16 protein-coding genes are annotated in these 19,186 nt (G+C 38.6%); 4 read left to right on the top strand and 12 right to left on the bottom strand.

The window, feature by feature from the left end:
* Positions 1 to 59: 59 nt before the first annotated feature.
* The 7 genes from EL244_RS07200 to EL244_RS07170 all read right to left on the bottom strand — a co-directional run bounded on the left by EL244_RS07200 (position 60) and on the right by EL244_RS07170 (position 8,898).
* A complete protein-coding gene (locus EL244_RS07200) occupies positions 60 to 1,268 on the bottom strand; it encodes a fimbrial protein (RefSeq protein ID WP_172597507.1) in 1,209 nt (402 codons plus the stop codon).
* Between the two features lie 10 nt (positions 1,269 to 1,278).
* Positions 1,279 to 3,747 carry a fimbria/pilus outer membrane usher protein gene (locus EL244_RS07195; RefSeq protein WP_126459839.1) on the bottom strand — a complete coding sequence of 823 codons (2,469 nt, stop codon included), beginning with the start codon at positions 3,745 to 3,747 and terminating at the stop codon, positions 1,279 to 1,281.
* 14 nt (positions 3,748 to 3,761) lie between these two features.
* Positions 3,762 to 4,376 (bottom strand): fimbrial biogenesis chaperone, encoded by a 615-nt coding sequence (locus EL244_RS07190; protein ID WP_232004569.1) that lies wholly within the window; start codon positions 4,374 to 4,376, stop codon positions 3,762 to 3,764.
* 221 nt (positions 4,377 to 4,597) lie between these two features.
* Positions 4,598 to 5,110, bottom strand: a complete 513-nt coding sequence (locus tag EL244_RS07185; protein ID WP_006813373.1) for a fimbrial protein — start codon at positions 5,108 to 5,110, stop codon at positions 4,598 to 4,600.
* Positions 5,111 to 5,213: 103 nt separating this feature from the next.
* Positions 5,214 to 5,489 carry a helix-turn-helix domain-containing protein gene (locus tag EL244_RS07180; protein ID WP_006813374.1) on the bottom strand — a complete coding sequence of 92 codons (276 nt, stop codon included), beginning with the start codon at positions 5,487 to 5,489 and terminating at the stop codon, positions 5,214 to 5,216.
* A gap of 1,342 nt (positions 5,490 to 6,831) precedes the next feature.
* Entirely contained in the window at positions 6,832 to 7,152 is a 321-nt protein-coding gene (locus EL244_RS07175; RefSeq protein ID WP_006813375.1) for a hypothetical protein, read from the bottom strand.
* Positions 7,153 to 7,425: 273 nt separating this feature from the next.
* Positions 7,426 to 8,898, bottom strand: coding sequence for a DASS family sodium-coupled anion symporter (locus tag EL244_RS07170; protein WP_126436720.1), 1,473 nt, complete (start codon positions 8,896 to 8,898; stop codon positions 7,426 to 7,428).
* 684 nt (positions 8,899 to 9,582) lie between these two features.
* Here EL244_RS07170 and cutA point away from each other — a divergent pair.
* A complete protein-coding gene (cutA, locus tag EL244_RS07165; RefSeq protein ID WP_039854229.1) occupies positions 9,583 to 9,930 on the top strand; it encodes a divalent-cation tolerance protein CutA in 348 nt (115 codons plus the stop codon).
* Between the two features lie 359 nt (positions 9,931 to 10,289).
* Positions 10,290 to 10,631, top strand: coding sequence for a carboxymuconolactone decarboxylase family protein (locus tag EL244_RS07160; protein WP_006813379.1), 342 nt, complete (start codon positions 10,290 to 10,292; stop codon positions 10,629 to 10,631).
* Between the two features lie 81 nt (positions 10,632 to 10,712).
* On the opposite strand, the gene betA is transcribed toward EL244_RS07160, so the two are convergent.
* From betA to betI, 3 genes are read right to left on the bottom strand one after another with little or no spacing between them, the layout of a single operon-like run.
* Complete coding sequence (betA, locus tag EL244_RS07155; RefSeq protein WP_126459833.1) at positions 10,713 to 12,365, bottom strand: choline dehydrogenase; 1,653 nt, start codon at positions 12,363 to 12,365, stop codon at positions 10,713 to 10,715.
* Between the two features lie 37 nt (positions 12,366 to 12,402).
* Entirely contained in the window at positions 12,403 to 13,881 is a 1,479-nt protein-coding gene (gene betB, locus EL244_RS07150; protein ID WP_126459830.1) for a betaine-aldehyde dehydrogenase, read from the bottom strand.
* Positions 13,882 to 13,902: 21 nt separating this feature from the next.
* A complete protein-coding gene (gene betI, locus EL244_RS07145; protein WP_112837543.1) occupies positions 13,903 to 14,505 on the bottom strand; it encodes a transcriptional regulator BetI in 603 nt (200 codons plus the stop codon).
* A gap of 209 nt (positions 14,506 to 14,714) precedes the next feature.
* On the opposite strand from betI, the gene EL244_RS07140 reads away from it, so the two are divergent.
* Positions 14,715 to 16,757, top strand: coding sequence for a choline transporter (locus tag EL244_RS07140; RefSeq protein ID WP_126459827.1), 2,043 nt, complete (start codon positions 14,715 to 14,717; stop codon positions 16,755 to 16,757).
* Between the two features lie 65 nt (positions 16,758 to 16,822).
* Here EL244_RS07140 and EL244_RS07135 read toward each other — a convergent pair whose 3' ends face one another.
* On the bottom strand, positions 16,823 to 17,182 hold the full coding sequence (locus tag EL244_RS07135; RefSeq protein ID WP_230084855.1) for a hypothetical protein: 360 nt from the start codon (positions 17,180 to 17,182) through the stop codon (positions 16,823 to 16,825).
* 368 nt (positions 17,183 to 17,550) lie between these two features.
* On the opposite strand from EL244_RS07135, the gene EL244_RS07130 reads away from it, so the two are divergent.
* The gene (locus EL244_RS07130; protein WP_006813386.1) at positions 17,551 to 17,991 is read left to right on the top strand and encodes a GNAT family N-acetyltransferase; all 441 of its coding nucleotides are present in this window, start codon (positions 17,551 to 17,553) and stop codon (positions 17,989 to 17,991) included.
* A 304-nt stretch (positions 17,992 to 18,295) separates the two neighbouring features.
* Here the strand turns inward: EL244_RS07130 and EL244_RS07125 are convergent, their stop codons facing one another.
* Entirely contained in the window at positions 18,296 to 19,012 is a 717-nt protein-coding gene (locus EL244_RS07125; RefSeq protein WP_126459822.1) for an RNA polymerase sigma factor FliA, read from the bottom strand.
* Between the last annotated feature and the right edge of the window lie 174 nt (positions 19,013 to 19,186).

Here is a 19,186-nt window from a genome sequence, read left to right as displayed (position 1 = left end):
ACCTAACTACTTTTAAACTATTCAAAGTTATATGAAATCGATACCAATAAAATAAAAAATTAATTTTTATTTAGCATAAATGTCACTTTAGATCGAACAACCCCCGGAGCGATAGGCTCATTACCGTATGGGACAATCCGAGCAGATAGATTAACATCGACTGAAGATGTTGGTCCCCCTGACGCTGGAATTGGTAATGACTGCCAATTATTCACGCTCGAAATAACACCGCCGGTAGCAGGAAGATTCAACAGTGGTATTTTACTCTGAGCTGAATTTAAGATTTCAATAGCAACACCCTTTGCTGTCGATCCCATATTAGGGTCAAGTAATAATACATCAGTTACATTTTTACTTATATTTTCCATTCCAGGGGCAAGACCATATTGAATCCCCGTAGAGCCTGAGTCACATTTTACCGTAACAGAAAAATTAACTGGGGATGAAGGTAATGCATTTTGAGAATGTGTTCCTAATGATACGTTTGCATCATTCCTTTCTACATTACATGAGTTAATTGCAGTGGTAGTCACGCCACGTAGCCCAACTCTGAAATATGACCCAACGGTATTAGGCTCTCCATTTCCATCATTCGAAGTCATAGTACTATTAACACCAGGGCCTCTAAAAAATATAAATCCTTTAAGCTGCTGAGGTATTACTGGATTAAAATTACTTGCGGTCACAGCTATACCAGAACGGATTTGGCTATTCGTGAAACCAGAAAAATGTTTTCCTTTTATTATAATAAAGTTGGAATTCGTTGGGTCAACCTCATATGCCATTCTTTTTGTCCAATTCGGCTGATTACCAAATGCATTCCCCACATTAATACCGTTTCCTAAAAAGAATTCATAATCCACACCGGAAACAGGAGTCCGAGGAGAAACCGCACCCACGACCCAAATTGCCCAATAGGTAATTCCATTTACTATTTGGGCAGAAGCCAGATGTGCATTATCTGCTCTAAATAAATAATAACCTTCAAAAATTTGGTTAGCATCAGCAGCATTACAACGAAATAATACCGTTTCTGGATTCAGTCCGTTAGAGATAGACAGTTGTGTCCCAGACATATAAGAAAGACTTAATGGCGTTCCTTTTGGTTGAAATTGTAATCCATAGATAGCGATTGGATCAATAGGCCCAAGGTAAGTGACAGGTGCACGGTTAATTCCAGTACCAACGACAGAACATAGTGCATTAGCTAAGAATGATGAAAACATCAAACTTAGAAATATAGCTAGTTTGATTTTATGATTAATCAAAATTAATTCCTCAGTAAAAATAACACGTGGATTCTGAGATCGTATTGCTGTTAGTAAAATTATAATCAAACTTACAACGTTGATTATTTTCATCGCCCCATTTAACAAAAACAGTACCGGCTTCAAGCTGTGATATAAAATGAACTAATCCACCTTGACCAACTAAGCCAATCTTATTATTACTTTCATCATAAATATCTGCACCAAATGGAACTGACTTTTTATCTTGTAGCATAATACGGTAGGTAATATTATTTCCTTTCTCTGTTTTAAATTTCACTAATACTGCAGAGCCAGCATAAGGAGCGACCTTAACCATATTATTAGCAATTTCAATATCTGAATTCATATTTTCAGAATCTAGATAAAGAGTATTATATTGATAAGGCATAAGTGAAGGAACAACTGCCTGACCTTTTTCATTAAGAATAATATTATTCCAAGATGAAACTGAAGCACCTTCCGCTTTATCCGCTTCAATAATTGCAAACGTGTCACTTAAGTAACGAGAAGGAATAATACCGCCTTCATAAATAACCAAAGCACCACTTGCTCCAGCTGAAAGTGATTTAAAATCTCTCCCTTGAGAATAACCCCCATTAACAGAAGCCGATGAAAAATCTTTTTGAATATTTCCTGAGAAGCTACTTCTTGATTGCCCAATGTCACTGGCAGTTGCGTTCCAAGATATAGAATTATCTTCCCCAAAAGAGCTACTGATACTGGTATTATTTGCCCATCGATTATCATTGTCAGAACGCGTAATGGAACTACTCATTACAGTATTTTGCTCTGGATACCATAATGAGAATGGAACTGACACATTAAACATATAATTATTGTCGCCATTTTGCTCACCATTACGGTACATTTTTATATAAGTAAAGCTATATCCAATACCTTTAAAACTATTCATATAACCCGATTGCAATTGCTTCGTATCAGGTAAATTATCGCGCCAAGTTTGTAATGACCCACTCGCATAAATCGTACCATAATCAGCTAAATTTTGATTGATGGTTAAAGTATATTGAGAGCGCCTTGGATTAATTGAATCCCCGTTAAATAAATAATTATCACGGTAAGAACTTGCCTCATATAAATTTAAATAATTTTGCGACTCATAACGATATCCCGCTAGTGCAATATTAGTTCCTGTGGCATTAATGTCTTTATTCCACGTTACCCTTGCTCGAGTACCACTATAGGTTTTATCATTATTAAGCTCAGCTTTAGAACTTGCCATATCAAAACTAAATGCACCAATGTCAGTATTTACCGCAAAACCTAATAACCCTGACTGGTATTTATTTGAATATTGCAATCCCACAAAAGGTGTTACGATATTACTCAACCCATATTGCAATGTGGATTGAACAAAAAAATCTGAAGAGACATTATCTCCCCGAACTTTACCGCTCACGATACTGTAATCAATTTGTCCCGGTCGTAATAAACCAGGTATCGTTGCAAATGGTACAATAAATGAAGAAACACTACCGCTTGCTTCAGTAACCTCAACCGTTAAATCACCACCATAACCTGTTGCATAAAGATCATTAATAACAAATTCACCCGGTGAAACGTTAGTTTCATAAATAACGAAACCATTTTGTATCACCCGCACCCGCGCATTACTGTTTGCAACACCACGTACAGTTGGTGCAAACCCTTGCATCGATTGGGGACGCATACGATTATCAGTTGCTAACTCTGCACCAGTATAAGAAAAACTGTCGAAAAGATTCCCATTCGTAAACGATTGACCAAGTGTTAATTCACTTTCAATTTGAGGAATCGCTCTTTGAACATAAGTTCGAATGCTTTCATGCTCAAATTTATTATCTTGATTATATTGTAAGTTAGATTGATGACGAAAACGAAATAGCCCAAGATTAAGTCCAGCAGATATATTTCCATAAGCTGAATGAGTATTATCACCATGACTACGACTACTATATCCATTAAGATAATAATTCATAAAAAATGCTGGAATTCCTTCATTCAGAGCATTAATTGGTACCGATCCGCGAGCATAATGCTCCACCATTATTTGAGGAATTAAAATATCCAATCTTAATATATCTTGCTTTAAACTAATATCTACATCTTTTGATAAAGTATATAGATTTTCACATTCCCCACCAGATGTAATTAAACTCAAATACTCAGGTTTAATATTAAAACTAGCCACATCATCTTTTGTTAAACAAGGAACGACCTTTCCTTTATCATTTTTATAAAATTTTACTTCTCTATTGTAGATAAATTCATTATTTAAATACAAGTCTACAAACCAGTTACCTGGTGTAACTTGATCTTCACTTAAATTATCTATTGATATATCTTTAGCATTACCGAGTAAAAAGCCTTCATTATAAGAGTATTTTTTTTCATTTTGATTTTCTTCAACAGCGAATGATACTCTAGAATATGCTAACGATAAAGAAATGAGTATAAAAACCAATTTTATTTTCATAGTAATACCATTTATTATAGATTTGATTCAAATGAATCTAAACCACCATAATCATTAATTATTGAGTAGTTGATTTTCTTGGCATTAATAAAATCATTTGGTATTGCAGTACCATTATCTCGCATCAAGTAAATCTCAGAGAATGGTGCAACCATATTTTCTACTAAGTCTAACTTTTTATTGCCTAATGAAATCTCTACATTCTGAAAAGTAATATACCAGGGAGAGTTGTTTTTAACTAAAACCTCATTCCCCTTATTTGTTCTCTTTATTGAGAAAGACAATTTTTCATTTATTTGAGATGGCATTTTAATACCAACTGGCCTATACAATAATTTTATTCTTGACCGAATTGCAATTTGCATAGTGTTTTTATCCAAAGATACGGAGTCTTCACTCTCTGGTGGTATTTCCAATACATTTAAATAAAAAATAGATTCTTTATCTTTAGGTAAATTACTACCCAAATAGGTTATTCTTAAATTCTGACCAGAATCTGGAGACATTTTAAATATAGGAGGAGTGATAGAAAATGGTGTTTTAATATTTTCAGGAAGCTCACTTGGATCACCATTATCTAACCAAACCTGAACTAATGCTGGCCATTTATTTTCATTAACCAACTGCACTGTTTTACTTTTTGAACTCTCATTGTAGATAACACGAGTTCCATTAATAATAACGCTGGCATAAAGTGACGTTGATATCATAAACAATGATGTAAATAGAACTATTTTATTGATTATAGGTATCCGAGTTATCATAGTGACCTAACCTTGTATTTATAGCAGTATTTGAATATTTTTATCGAATCTGTCAGAGGAATTGCTCCCTCTGACAGTCTTACTTATTATGGATAAGTCAAGGTATAGTTAACTTGTGCAGTCACAAGACCCGGAGCGGTAACTGCATCTTTTGCATAATAGAATGCTTGATATGCTAATGTAGCAGCACCACCAACAATCGGTTGTCTACCAACTGGTGCACCATTAACCTTAGCCAAGTTACCTGCTTGGTCAGCCAAACCGATTTGTACGTTAGCTGGGGCAGTTGTTGGATTAAGATTACCGGTAACAGCATCTCCACTTGTTAAACTTTCGAAGTTTGCTGCCACATCTACGCCGCTAGCGGTACAGTTAGCTAACTCAATGACAAATGAGGTATTTCCTGCTGTAGCACCAGCACTAGCAAGTGCTGTCGTTGATACTGTTGGCAGAGTAACGGTGAAATCACCGTTCGTACCAGTTATCACATCACACGTTGTTGCAGTAATTTCACCATTAAACGTAATTGTCCCATCTGCTGCCAATACGGAAGCTGAAACTGAAGACGCCATTAATAAAACTAAAAGAGATTTTTTCATATTTGACCTTTGTAAGATAAAACAATTCCTATCCTTTATTATTAAAATAAGGATGATTAACTACATAAAAAAGATTAAGTCCCTTTAATACTACTATCCTGAATTAGATAACTACTGTGTTTGCAACAAATATACTTTTATCGTAGATGGTCTTATCATAATCCGATAATAAGACTACGATGCTCACATTAAATGCATTCGCGAATTTAGCTAATGATTCAACATCAATCCTATTTACTCCCCGTTCATATCGAGAGATTTGTTGCTGACTGATTCCTGTTACTTTTCCTAAAGCATCACCGCTCCAACCATTTTGTAGTCTGAGTGATTTAATTCTTTGACCTATTGACAATGAGTATTTATATCTTTCATTTTCCATATTGGGTACCTCTGAACTTATTATTCATACTTTGAATCAGAACAGTTCATGTTCAATATATTACGCACCTAGTATTTAAAAACAAATAAGCCCACTCATTCGCGAGTAGGAAAAACATTTAATTATATTGAGTGCGCAACCAATAAGAATAAAAAACAAATTCAATAAAAACATAATGTTATTAATGGCAAGTAAGATAGAATTAACCGCTAAATATGCAAATCATATAGTGATAAAGAAGATTATAAAACTGACTTAGATTGAAAAATCGACATTAACACCAAAAAAAATCATTTTATACTTTAATATATATTATTTAATCTACATTTTTAGACTACCACTATTGAAATAAATATATCGAGTGACATTTTATAAAAATAATTCAGTCAAAAAATAACAATCATTTTTCGTCAAATGAAATAAATGAAAAAACTAAATTAAACCTATAAGGTGTAAAAATAACAAATATACAAACAAAAATATACAAACAAAAATATACAAATATCGTTTTGATATATAATGATTCATCTGAAAACTTATTTAATACCGATAATGAAAAATCTATTTTGGATGATTATTTTTGGATACCTTAAAGGTCAATTATCATTTAGCCATTAAAAATAAAAGTTTAAAAAACAATATTTAACCTTAATTATTGCCTTGATATTTACAATAACAATTACATTCATTCTAAATTTAAGCTTTCATTTATCTAAGAATGAAAATTATTAATATTAAATCAATAATTAAATTGTCACTTTCAATTTTAAATTAATATAGTCTTTTGGGTTGTTTTTCTTTTAAATCAATTTAATAAATAGAAGAGTCAACATTATCAGTTTAAATTTACTTTACTCTTTATTGTGAATATAACTCAACAAATGCAGCTTATCCTATCCGCGGTGTCAGTAAATATCAGCATCTTACTTCATCAGTTGTGCGACAAGAGCTATCTGATAATTACTCGTCAGTGATCATTCAACCCTGGGCCATCAGCATAAATTTGTTCCAGCCCAGCAGAGCTATTTTCTAATTCGAGTAAGTTTGTTTTCTCTAAAATGGTTTTTATAACATAGGAACTAAAACATCGGCGTAGCTAACCTACTGACTGAGAACATAAAAGGAATAACTAATAGAAGAATATCGATATGGAAAAGGGAGCAAAAAAGCGAGGTGTATTTATCTAAAGCCTAGTTTTGAATTATCTCAAGAATCTGGCTATGTAGCATAAAAAAATCCGTAATCGTAGTAGATTACGGATCTTACACAGCGACCAAATTAGTCAATAACGCTTAACTGTTCAGAAGTGCTGTGCTTAGTTTTATTTCATCAGCGTATTCAATTAACGTGCGCTCGTTGCACACTCTTGAACAAATCCAATCATCGTTTGTTGGAATTCAGGCGCTGCACTTGCTGATTTTTGTAATTCACCATCTAAACGTTTGAATTCTGCTAAACCATATTTTTCAATTGTTTTATCATATGCACAACCACAAATTGCACTGACTGCTTTAGTGGTTTCTGCATCTGAATCACCGGATGCCTTGGTACAAGTATTCACGAAGTTAGTTTTATATTCAGCAATTTCAGATTTCTCATCCGAACATGCAGACACTAATGCCATAACACCAGCCATACCTAATACTAATGCGATTTTTTTCATTTTAGACCTACTATCCCTTTCTAATATTTCAATCGATGGACTTATTAATATTGATTAATCTTTCAATCATAGCCGCTTTAAGATGAAAAATCCTCAATCATTTCCTGAGATTATTATTTAGAACTTCACAATACCTTATATTTTTTAGGTCGATGTTTTATTTTTTTCATCTCTAAAAAATATAATTTCATTGATAATCCAAAGAAGATAAAAAAACCGGAGTTTTATTCCGGTTTTTGATTGATGCTGATATTCAATGGCTAACTAAACTCATTACCAGTAACCAAGAAATTTCCACCAAATACTCCCTAAGCTGATCCAGATAATTAAGTTCACGACACTCATCACGAAGCCCGCTTTCCACCATTCACCCAATGTGGCATATCCGGACCCAAAGATAATAGGCGCCGTTCCTGTCCCATAGTGAGTTAATGACATCATTAAGGAAGAAGAGAATGCTAAGGTAAGTCCTAGCAGCATTGGCGGAGCACCAAGAGCCAAGCCAGCGGCAAAAAATGCGGCAAACATTGCGGTAATATGCGCGGTTGTACTAGCAAAGAAATAGTGGGAATAAACGTATATTAATACCAGAATTAAAGTTCCCCAGACCCAACTAATACCCATGCTATCAATGGAGCTACCGACGGTGAGTGACATCCATTTGATTAAACCTAGTTTACCCAGGAAGCTCGCCATCATCACCAGTGCCGAGAACCAAACAACCGTATCCCATGCGCCTTTATTCTTCAGAATATCATCCCAGTTAACCACTCCCGTTGCGAGCAGCACACTTAAACCGATAAACGCAGCAGTAGTCGCATTTACACTAAAAGACGGTCCAAATAACATTTCGGGAACCCCTGCCCACATCACCAGCAAGAGTGCAAACACACCAAGGGTAATTTTTTCTGGCAACGAAATCGGGCCTAGTTGTTGTAAGCGCTCCTTCGCGAAATTAGGTGCATCAGGTGTAGACGTGATTTCAGGTTTATACATAAAATAGATTACTAAAGGCATCAGGATCAGAGACACTATTGCCGGAACAAACGCGGCAACCGCCCACATTCCCCAGCTCAGTTCATTTCCTTTACCCGCCTCACTCACAATTAAACTAACAATCAATGGGTTTGGCGCCGTCGCAGTAATAAACATCGCAGACGTGATTGGGTTAATATTGTAGTTAACCAAAGAAAGGTAGCGTCCAATTTTCCCTGCTGTTCCATCTTCGGCTTTAGAGCCGAAGCTATCCGCGATTGAGCGCATAATCGGGTGAATAATTCCGCCACCTCGAGCCGTATTACTTGGCGTAACGGGCGCTAAAATAGTTTCGGCAATCGCCAAAGAGTAAGCAATTCCCAAGGTTTTTTTACCAAACAGGGAAATGACGTAATAACCGATACGCGCACCTAATCCCGTTTTATTTAAACTCATTGATACCATAATGGAGATACCAATCAACCAGATAAGGTCATTGGAAAAACCACTTAATGCATCAGCAATAGCCCCTTTTGTTGATTCTGGGTTAGTGACCCCAGTCACCGCTACCAAGGAAATCGCGACAATTGATACCCCACCAATTGGTAGAGCTTTACCTATGATTGCAGCTATGGTTCCGACAAATAATGCTAATAAATGCCAAGCATTTGGATTAACACCTTCAGGAACAGGAATAATGAACCAAATAATTAATGCTATGGCGACTGCGATTAATGTGGGTATCGGTTTTAACGGGGTCAGTTTATTCATAAGGGTATCCATACAAGTTTTAAGATGGAATGACAGAGAAAATGCAATAATATATTTTTATCTTTAGCTCGATGTTAGCAAATTATCATTATAAAAACTTGATCGTTATCATTTCGTTACTTATTTTTGCTGTATAATCAGTAAATTATGTAACATTTTATGATTTTAAATTACAATTGCTCATCGACTTGCGAATAATGAAAAAAGCAAGCTACACTAAAAATCAGTCATTATTTCACCTAACCACGCCACTTTCTCATCCATCAGATAAAAGCGAATAAATATTAATACTATTTTTAAAATCTCTATCAATATACAAAATTTCCGCTAAAAATTATATTTACTTATCTAAAACTGAATGCTGAATCGAATTAATAACAATTAGTTGAATATAGCAAGAATGCCCCTTGTAACTGGAGACTATTTAGTTTATTTGAAGCGCTATTATATTACTGGTATGTTTACTTACGAAACATATTTGCTCACCAAACAGGCGATTGTAAATTAATAGTTAAAAAATCATTACGGCGAGGTGAATTAGTTTCTGAGGATGATAATGGTGAAAATAATAATCAGCCATATATTAATATCACTATTTTCTATTTTAACCCTTGTCCATTAAGTTAATCTAAAATATGTATGGCAGTTTATCGAAATAAGACTATCACTCTAAAGGAAATTAAAATGACACTTAATGACACTCATTATAAAAACCCTCAGCAACCCTGTATTGTTCTCTGTACAACCAACACCCATGATAGCGCAATTAAAATTACCCAACATCTGTTAAATAATCGCCTTGCTGCCTGTGTTTCGTTATTACCCCAAGTAACATCCGTTTATCTATGGAAAGGAGCGGTGACTGAAGATAATGAAATTTTACTGCTAATCAAAAGTACCATCGCCAACCAACAAGCCCTATTTGACGCCATTAGAGAGATCCATCCTTACGAAACACCAGAATTAATTTGCTTAGATCCTAGCCAGGTAGAGGATAATTATTTGCAATGGTTAGTAAACTCGGTTCGTTAACAGGAAAAATTCACACACTAAATAAGCTTTATTTCAATATAGTATAAAGTGAAAATCACGAATTTCGATTGTCTGGTCGGGTTTGTTACGTTAATGTCTAGTGGTATATAGATATTCTCGCTTAATATTTATTTTCCTCCATAATTTGGAGGATTTTTTTATACAAATATCCATATCCATATTAAATAATGAAATACCTAATTTATAGGTAAAATACCAATGACATGTATCAATTTTAATTAAATATAAAGAATAATAAGGCATTAGATATTATTTCACATACATATCTTGCTTAATCAGAGTTAAATATTATATTTAAATACATAATGTAAATTAATATAAAATTTAATGGTGTATTCATGACTAAATTCAAACAGATTACCCAAGACCTTCTCTTGAATATAGACGAGCTTGCTAAAAATATTCCTGATGTTATCAATCAATTTTCAAGGCTACAGATAGCAAGTACAAATGATGGAGCATTAGATAAAAAAACCAAGGAATTGATTGCAGTAGGGATTGCTGTTGCAAATCGCTGTGATGGTTGTATAGGTTTTCATACAAAAACATTGGTCGATTTAGGTGTTACAAAGCAAGAGCTAACCGAAGCTCTTGGTGTCGCTATTTTGATGGGGGGAGGCCCCTCTGTAATGTATGCCACTGAAACATTACGTGCCTATAATGAGTTTATAGATAAATAATTTCATTAAATCTATTATTAACCAAGAGAGGGATATCCCCCCTCTTGCTCTTTAGACTTCACAAAGTTGTTATCATTTAATCTATTGATGGCTTGCTTGATAATACGGTGCTTTACTTGCAGGTAACGGCGTTCGCCCTCGAATTTTATCTGCCATTTTTTCGGCGATCATAATCGTGGTTGCATTTAAGTTCCCTGTAATAATCTGCGGCATCACCGAGGCATCAATGACTCGAAGATTTTCAACTCCATGCACACGCCCTGCGCCATCAACTACCGCCATTTCATCCAATCCCATCTTACAAGTACCACAAGGATGAAAAGCAGTTTCAGCATGTTCCCGCACGAACGTATCGATCTGCTCATCCGTTATGACCTGATTACCGGGGCTAATTTCTTCGCCGCGATAGGGCGCTAATGCAGGTTGCGCCATAATTTCTCGCGTGATCCGAATGGCTGCTCGAAATTCTTCCCAATCCTGCTCACAGGACATGTAATTAAAAACAATGCTGGGATGCTGACGTGGATCGAGAGATTTGATTCGTACACGTCCACGACTCGGTGAGCGCATTGACCCAACATGTGCTTGGAAACCATGTTGGTTAACCGCATTGCTACCATTGTAATTAATTGCCACTGGTAAGAAATGAAATTGAATATTGGGCCACGCAAATTTTTCACTGCTACGAATAAAGCCGCCGGCTTCAAATTGGTTACTTGAGCCAATTCCCGTTCCCTTAAAAAGCCATTCAGCCCCAATTTTAGGTTGGTTAAACCATTTTAATGCTGGATACAGTGAAACAGGCTGCTTGCACTCATATTGTAAATACATTTCTAAATGATCTTGAAGGTTTTCACCCACCCCTTCCAAGATATGTACTGGTGAAATATTAAACTCTTTTAGGATGGCTTCAGGACCGATACCTGAGCGTTGCAAAATCTGTGGAGAAGCAATCGCACCAGCGCAAAGCAGCACCTCTTTACGTGCGGTGGCACGGGTAGGTTGTTGACTCTTTCCACGATAATATTTTACGCACACCGCTTTTTTACCATCAAATTCGATAATATCGGTAGTGGCATGGGTCACTATGGTTAAATTACGCCGAGAACGCGCTTGGTCTAAGTAACCTCGGGCGGTACTGGCTCGGCGTCCATGGGGAGTAACCGTGCGGTCCATTGGACCAAATCCCTCTTGCTGATAACCATTCAAATCATCAGTTCGGGGATATCCCGCTTGAACCCCCGCCTCCACCATCGCGTGGAAAAGTACGTTATTTTTGGGTTTAGGCGTCGTCACGCTTACTGGGCCTTGGTCACCATGATAAGCATTGCCCCCAATATCTCGGGTTTCCGCCTTACGAAAATAAGGCAGACAATGACGGTAGTGCCAATCCTCTAAACCGGGCGCTTTTGCCCATTCATCAAAGTCCATGGCATTTCCACGGATATAACACATACCATTAATTAATGAAGAGCCGCCTAGCCCCTTACCTCGCCCACATTCCATGCGGCGGTTATTCATATAGGGTTCAGGGTCAGTTTCGTATGCCCAATTATAGCGACGCCCTTGTAACGGGTAAGCCAATGCCGCTGGCATTTGTGTGCGAAAATCGAACCGGTGATCCGGTCCTCCTGCTTCAAGGAGCAGCACAGTAACATCAGAATCTTCTGTCAGGCGGGTAGCTAGAACGTTACCGGCTGAACCAGCACCGATAATAATGTAGTCATAGACCATTGTTATCTCCTCTGTTTCAGTCAAAGTTAAAAGATGATTAGAAAACGGACGTAAATTCTCCTAGTTCAATTTGAATGGATTTTATTTGTGTATAATTTTGCAACGTGACCAACCCATTTTCACGACCTACACCGGAGTGCTTATAGCCGCCAACAGGCATTTGTGCTGGAGATTCGCCCCACGTATTGACCCAGCAAATTCCAGCTTCTAACTGATGAATAACACGATGAGCGCGGGTTAAATCTTGAGTCACGATTCCGGCTGCTAACCCATAGACACTGTGGTTAGCGCGCTCGATTACCTCATCTTCACTGTGGTAGCTTAAAATACTCATAACAGGCCCAAAAATTTCTTCTTGAGTAATTTGCATTTCATCAAGACAGTCCGTAAATACGGTCGGTGCCACATACGCCCCGTGAGCAAATTCACCGTCCATCAGACGCTCACCACCGCACAGTAACCTCGCGCCTTGAGCCTTGCCAATTTCGATGTAACACAACACATTTTCCATATGAGAGAAACTCACTAATGGACCAAAGTTCGTCTGCATATCGAGTGGAGAACCGACTTTAATGCGAGCAACACGCTCAGCAATTTTGGTTTCGAATATGGCCTTTAATGCCTCTGGTACAAATACGCGTGTCCCATTCGTGCATACCTGCCCGGAACTATAAAAGTTTGCCATCATGGCGATATCGGCGGCTTTGTCTAAGTCAGCATCGTCAAAAATAATTAACGGGGATTTGCCGCCTAGCTCCATGGTGACTTCTTTTAAGCTAGAGGTTGAAGCATTCGCCATCACTTTTTTTCCTGTCGCGATACCCCCAGTAAAAGAGATTTTAGCAATGTCAGGATGCTCCGTGAGCCATTGCCCCACTTCGCTACCTAGCCCAGTGACCACATTAAATACCCCAGAAGGCAGCCCAGCGTCAGTATAAATTTCCGCCAGCTTCAATGCGGTTAATGAGGTCATTTCACTCGGTTTAAACACCATGGCATTTCCCGCAGCCAATGCAGGGGCAGATTTCCATAAGGCAATTTGGATAGGATAGTTCCATGCACCAATACCGGCAACGACACCGAGAGGCTCACGGCGGGTATACACGAATGAAGTATCACGTAGTGGAATTTGTTGCCCTTCTAAGGCAGGGATCAGCCCCGCATAATATTCCAAAACATCCGCCCCTGTGACAATATCCACAAAGCAGGTTTCAGATAACGGTTTGCCAGTATCGAGGGTTTCTAAATGGGCTAATTCGTCATTGCGTTCACGCAGAATATCCACGGCACGACGTAAAATGCGGGAGCGCTCTACTGCCGTCATGGATGCCCAAATTTTTTGTCCCTGTTTTGCACTTTCCACCGCCCAGTCAATGTCTTCTCTGGAAGCCGATTGCAGATGAGCAATCAACTCTCCATTAGCTGGGTTTATCGCTTCAAACTGCCCACACTCTGGCTGTGAACTGTCCACATAGCCCCCATGGATATAGAGCTTGTGAATGGGTGGGTTCTGCATAATTTCTCCTATGAATAGCTATTAGGTTGCTTTGTCCCCTGCTCGATTAAGTTGCATATCGATATACTCGTTGGTAATGCTCAACGCTTCTTCAACCGGAAAAACCTCTCGACTCAATGCACTGCGTAACCATAAGCCATCAATCAATGCGGCCAAACCTTTAGCTGCACGTCGGGCATCTGATTTATTCAATACACGCCCAAACTCATAGCTGAGATTGGAATATAAGCGGCGATCATTGACATGTTGTAAACGATTCAAATTAGGCTGATGCATACTGCTAGCCCAGAAGGCTAACCATGTTTTCATCGCAGCGTCACTGATTTGTATCGGATCAAAATTACCTTCAACAATCGCTTGAATACGGCGTTTTGGATCCTCACCCGTCAGCATTCTTAGGCGCATAGCGATACCAAATCCCAACTGGTATTGAATATGACGCATAGTCGCTTCCAATAAACCATTTTTGTCACGAAAGTAATGGCTGATGATTCCAGTAGAAACACCGGCTTTGCGTGCGATTAACACAAAACTGGCTTCCTGCATTCCTACTTCGTTAATAACCGCTAAAGTGGCTTGGATTAATTGCTGTTTACGTATCGATTGTATTCCAATTTTTGGCATGGCATGGGGACCTAAAAAAACCACTGAACCCATTTATTAAACGTTTTTTTAATTGAATGTTCAATCAATATTAACTATTGTTTATAACAATAAATTCACAAACATATCGAGGAGATACCCGTGAAATTTTAAATCTTCGCTAATAATTCAATACATTAGAGAAGAAATAAACTTTAAATTTTCATATGGATAAAATTGTGGAACTGCCAATGACAAATTCAAAAAGTCCCAAGAATGAGCAGAAAGACAAACTTAATTCTGTTGTTTTTTTTACCTCCGCCGCGCTAATTTTAGCGTTTTCTTTTTTTACCATCCTAATGACTGATACCGCGAATCAGTGGATTGTGACTGCGCTAGGATGGGTCTCTAAAACCTTTGGTTGGTACTATTTATTAGCCGCCACTTTATACATCGTATTCGTGATTTTTATCGCCACGTCACGCTTTGGAAATATCAAGCTAGGGCCTGAGCAATCCAAACCAGAATTCAGCATGCTCAGTTGGTCTGCTATGTTATTCGCCGCAGGGATTGGTATTGATTTAATGTTTTTCTCCGTTGCGGAACCCGTAACTCAATATATGCTACCGCCAACTGGTGAAGGTGAAACCCTTGAAGCGGCTCGTCAGTCGATGGTGTGGACACTGTTTCACTATGGACTAACGGGCTGGTCAATGTATGCCTTGATGGGCATTGCACTGGGCTATTTTAGTTATCGTTATAATCTGCCACTCACCATTCGCTCAGCGTTGTATCCCATTTTTGGTAATCGGATTAATGGACCCATTGGTCATACCGTGGATATTGCCGCCGTCTTAGGCACCATTTTTGGTATCGCTACGACGTTGGGAATTGGTGTGGTGCAACTCAATTATGGGTTAAAAGTTCTGTTCGACTTTCCTCAAGGACTCACGGTTCAGGGAGGCTTGATTTTCCTCTCGGTAGTGATGGCTGTGATTTCCGCCACCTCTGGCGTGAATAAAGGCATCCGTATTTTGTCTGAATTGAATGTATTACTGGCGCTAGGATTGATTTTATTTATCTTATTTGTCGGCGATACCGAATTCCTGCTTAATGCCTTAGTGCTAAATGTTGGGGATTATATTAATCGTTTTATGGGGATGACCCTGAACAGCTTTGCATTTGATCGCCCCACAGATTGGATGAATAGCTGGACACTGTTTTTCTGGGCGTGGTGGGTGGCATGGTCACCGTTTGTTGGGTTATTTTTGGCACGAATATCCCGAGGTCGCACCATTCGCCAGTTTGTGATTGGTACACTGATTATTCCTTTCGTATTCACTTTGCTGTGGCTATCTATTTTCGGAAACAGCGCGTTATATGAAATTATTCACGGCAATAAAGCATTAGCGCAAACTGTATTAGAAGCGCCTGAAAAAGGATTTTATTCCCTATTAGCGTTATATCCCGGTTTTGGATTCACCGCTTCGGTCGCCACGATCACTGGGTTACTTTTCTATGTCACTTCAGCGGATTCAGGCTCGCTGGTGCTGGGGAATTTCACCTCAAAACTGAGCGATATAAACAGTGATTCACCTAATTGGCTGCGGGTTTTCTGGTCGGTTGCCATCGGTTTATTGACTCTAGGAATGTTAATGACTGATGGGGTTTCTGCCCTGCAAAATACCACGGTGATTATGGGGCTACCCTTTAGCTTTGTGATTTTCTTTGTGATGGCGGGGTTATATAAGTCGCTGAGATTTGAGGATTTCCGTCGTGTCAGTGCGATTAATACCAACGCACCAGCTCCGCTGTATGGTAATGAACCGATTAAATGGAAACAGCGCTTAGGTCGGGTGATGAATTTCCCCGGAACAACCTATACGCGGCGAATGTTGGATTTAGTGTGTATTCCTGCCATGCAAGATGTTGCCAAAGAGTTAGAGCTACGCGGTGCACAGGTGGAATTTACTATTCATCCACTTCCTGAAGACGAGCGACTTAATCATTTAGAGTTAGTGGTCGATCTGGCTGAGGAGCAGAGTTTTATCTATCAAATTTGGCCACGTCGTTACACTGTTCCAAGCTTCACTTACCGTGCGCGCTCGGGTAAATCTCATTATTACCGACTTGAAACCTATCTATGGGAAGGCACCCAAGCCAATGACTTGATGGATTACACCAAAGAGCAGGTGATCAGTGATATTCTCGACCAGTATGAAAAGCATTTGAATTTTATTCATTTAAGTCGTGAAGCACCGGGAGCGACTCTAACGTTCCCTGAAGGCACATAATTTAATTCGTACAAAAAAATCAGGCGCTCAATGAGCGCCCTGATATCGACTAATTTCAATGTCACTTATTCATTTTTGAATTGTTGCTCTAGTATGGAGCGAATTTCTTTTGGGTCATTCATCCACGATAAATGCCCCGGGCACCCTGCCGCTGTAGGATTAATATCACAAGGACGGATTTGATTAAAAATCGATTTTTTCTCTTCATCTCGCTGTTCTAATAAATATTGATAACTTTGATCTTTCTGCGCAATTTTCAATTTGGGGTCAAATTTAAATTTTTGTTCTTCTTGCAGTGTGTCGATGCCTTGGTATTTTTCATTATATAGGCGATCAGCGGGTGACTTTTCTTTAAATGACAAGTCCGTGGTACAACCGAAAGAAGAAAAACCAAGAAAAAATACAAAAATAACCTTTTTAAACATATGGATACCTATCACGAAATATAATGCTGCATTATATTCCCCTAGAATCCATCGGCACATAATATCTATTTTTAATTTTATGTTACTTTATTTTTCAATTGGTTACATTTAGTTAATTATAAAATCAATTGATTGAATTGCTAAAGTCACCATAGTGACTATTTATACAAAATCATGTTCACTATTTAAATAACAAAATTCGTCAAAATAAACGTCACTGTGGCTATCTAATTTCAACAAAATAACCATGGAAATAGTTTGATGAACAACTCCCTTATTTCCTCCTATAAAAACACAGCGAAAAACAGGCAATTTTCTCAATTTCGAGCTAAACCTATATAAGCGATGTTTATTTTAGAGGGTATGTGATGGAGACGGCGAACAGTCAGATTATCTATAAAGTGAATCATTCCATTTCAGTGGATGATTTTCTAAATTTGATCAACCAATCTCCGCTGGATACGCTGGTTCCTTCGGATAATTTGGCACTGCTAGATTCGATGTTAAATAATGCAGATTTGTTGATTAGTGCATGGGTGGATGAGCAATTAGTGGGATTTGCCCGTGGGATCACGGATTTTAGTTTTTGCTGCTATATCTCTGAAATTGCGGTAGATACTGAGTATCTTCACCAAGGTGTTGGCAAGCATTTATTGCGCCTGACCGCTGAAGAACTCCCCCCAGAGTGCCAGATTATTTTTCGCTCCACCCCCGACTCACAAAACACCTACCCCAAGCTAGGCTTTACTCCCATCCCCCATATTTGGCATATTTCCGCCAAGCAGTTTATCGAAAAAGTAAAAAGCTAGTTTTTTATTTTCCCTTAATTTCGCCCTTGTTTTGCTTTGATTTTTTCTTTGTCCTTTATCATGACTCCCAATGCTCTAAATAATTCGAATCCACGGCTAGGCGGCAAACGAGGATATCCCGATGAGCATACATAAGTATGTGATTCGGGTAGCTGAGAGCAGCCAACAACGCTGTGGTTCGAAGTATGACGAGCATTCGAGTTACGGCAAGGCGGCGAATAAGATAATCCCGATGAGCATACACAAGTATGTGACTAGGGTTAGCTTATGAAGCCAACACAGCTACAGCGTGAAGAATGACGAGCTACGATCTCAACTTAGAGCGCAACCGCTTAATAGCCTGACTATGGAGCTGACTGACCCTCGACTCCCCCACCTCCAAAACCGCCCCAATCTCTTTCAAGTTCAGTTCTTCTTGGTAATACAGCGTCAATACCAGCATTTCGCGTTCTGGTAGTTGCTCTATCGCTGCCATGATCTGGTCACGTAAACTCGATTCCATCAATAAACTCAGTGGGTTTCCCCCATCGTCTTCATCCATTGACGGCTCGCAGCTTTCCCCATGGATCTCATGCCATTCATCGTAGGAAAACAGTTGGCTGTTATTGGTATCGAGGAGCACTTGACGGTATTCCGACAACTCAATATCTAATGACTGTGCAATCTCTGGCTCACTAGCACTGCGCCCAAGTTTTTGCTCAAGCTCACCAATGGCTTTGGTCATTTCACGAGCTTGACGGCGCACGCTACGGGGAACCCAGTCGCGACTGCGTAATTCGTCCAGCATGGAGCCGCGAATACGCTGTACGGCATAAGTCGCAAAAGAGGCACCTAATGAAGCATCGAAACGTTCTAATGCATGAAGTAAACCGATGCCACCCGCTTGGATTAGGTCATCAATATCTACACTGGCAGGAAGTCGGACTTGCAGTTTCAGGGCTTCATGGCGTATTAGAGGGTAATAACGCTCCCATAGGCTATTTTTATTAATGACACCTTCGGCAGTATATAAATCACTCACAACCTGAATCACCCTTCAAGTTTTAACTAAAGGTAGTCATTATCTGTGTTACGCGTAATTTCAATCCGCAGAGTAAGACACTAAATTAGCCGTTATTCTCTTTATCCTAAATAAAATTAATGAATGCGTGCATCTTTTAATTTTTTGCCCTTGACCTTAACAATACCAAAGCAC

This window comes from Providencia rustigianii, from assembly GCF_900637755.1.
In the GTDB taxonomy this organism is placed as follows: domain Bacteria; phylum Pseudomonadota; class Gammaproteobacteria; order Enterobacterales; family Enterobacteriaceae; genus Providencia; species Providencia rustigianii.
The sequence above is the reverse complement of the archived record's forward strand: the minus strand, read 5'-3'. Positions and strand labels throughout refer to the sequence as shown.

Bases quoted from the DNA above. Each gene is read 5' to 3' on its own strand.
- EL244_RS07195 (WP_126459839.1), bottom strand. From the start codon at position 3,747: ATGAAAATAAAATTGGTTTTTATACTCATTTCTTTATCGTTAGCATAT.
- EL244_RS07185 (WP_006813373.1), bottom strand. From the start codon at position 5,110: ATGAAAAAATCTCTTTTAGTTTTATTAATGGCGTCTTCAGTTTCAGCT.
- EL244_RS07180 (WP_006813374.1), bottom strand. From the start codon at position 5,489: ATGGAAAATGAAAGATATAAATACTCATTGTCAATAGGTCAAAGAATT.
- EL244_RS07175 (WP_006813375.1), bottom strand. From the start codon at position 7,152: ATGAAAAAAATCGCATTAGTATTAGGTATGGCTGGTGTTATGGCATTA.
- EL244_RS07170 (WP_126436720.1), bottom strand. From the start codon at position 8,898: ATGAATAAACTGACCCCGTTAAAACCGATACCCACATTAATCGCAGTC.
- cutA (WP_039854229.1), top strand. From the start codon at position 9,583: ATGACACTTAATGACACTCATTATAAAAACCCTCAGCAACCCTGTATT.
- EL244_RS07160 (WP_006813379.1), top strand. From the start codon at position 10,290: ATGACTAAATTCAAACAGATTACCCAAGACCTTCTCTTGAATATAGAC.
- betA (WP_126459833.1), bottom strand. From the start codon at position 12,365: ATGGTCTATGACTACATTATTATCGGTGCTGGTTCAGCCGGTAACGTT.
- betB (WP_126459830.1), bottom strand. From the start codon at position 13,881: ATGCAGAACCCACCCATTCACAAGCTCTATATCCATGGGGGCTATGTG.
- betI (WP_112837543.1), bottom strand. From the start codon at position 14,505: ATGCCAAAAATTGGAATACAATCGATACGTAAACAGCAATTAATCCAA.
- EL244_RS07140 (WP_126459827.1), top strand. From the start codon at position 14,715: ATGACAAATTCAAAAAGTCCCAAGAATGAGCAGAAAGACAAACTTAAT.
- EL244_RS07135 (WP_230084855.1), bottom strand. From the start codon at position 17,182: ATGTTTAAAAAGGTTATTTTTGTATTTTTTCTTGGTTTTTCTTCTTTC.
- EL244_RS07130 (WP_006813386.1), top strand. From the start codon at position 17,551: ATGGAGACGGCGAACAGTCAGATTATCTATAAAGTGAATCATTCCATT.